We start from the raw sequence: 667 nt of genomic DNA, 5'->3' as shown, positions 1-667 counted from the left end.
TGAGCTGACCCCGTAAAGTTGGACGGGTAAATTAGGCCGCCAAGGGCTGAGTTCTGTACTGCACGGGACTCAGCCCTTTTAGCTTGAGCTTGATGCGGTCGTGATTGTAATAGCGGATGTAGTCGGCAATGGCGCGACGCAATTGCTGGACGTCTGCGAAGTGTGTCAACCGGAAGCACTCGGATTTGAGTGTGCCGAAGAAGCTTTCCATCGCGGCATTATCCAGGCAGTTGCCCTTGCGTGACATGCTCTGCGGCATGCCTCGCTCAGCAAGCTGTTCGCAGTATTCTCGCATTTGATAAGCCCAGCCTTGATCCGAATGCAGCATCGGTGCCTCATCAGGTGCCAGCCGCTTGAATGCCTTGTCCAGCATGGCTTTGATCATGGCGAAGTCAGGGCGCTCGCTCATTTGCCAGGCAATGATCTCGCCGTTGTACAAATCCAGAACCGGCGACAGATATAGCTTCTTGCCGCCGACATTGAATTCGGTCACATCCGTCACCCACTTCTCGTTGGGCCTATTGGCTTCGAATTGGCGGTTGAGTAGATTCGGCGCTATGCGCCCACGCTCTCCCCGATAGGACCGATATTTCTTGGGCCGAACGAGCGACTTCAGACGCAGCACTGACATCAGTCGCTGCACCGTCTTGCGGTTGACCCAAGTGCC

At 55.5% G+C, this 667-nt stretch carries 1 protein-coding gene; it reads right to left on the bottom strand.

What is annotated here, in order from left to right:
- Positions 1–31 precede the first annotated feature (31 nt).
- A partial coding sequence (locus KVT39_RS36445; RefSeq protein WP_217591429.1) for an IS3 family transposase occupies positions 32–667 on the bottom strand: 636 nt, incomplete at its 5' end.

This window comes from Burkholderia sp. GbtcB21, from assembly GCF_019091065.1.
Classification (GTDB): domain Bacteria; phylum Pseudomonadota; class Gammaproteobacteria; order Burkholderiales; family Burkholderiaceae; genus Burkholderia; species Burkholderia pyrrocinia_C.
The sequence above is the reverse complement of the archived record's forward strand: the minus strand, read 5'-3'. Positions and strand labels throughout refer to the sequence as shown.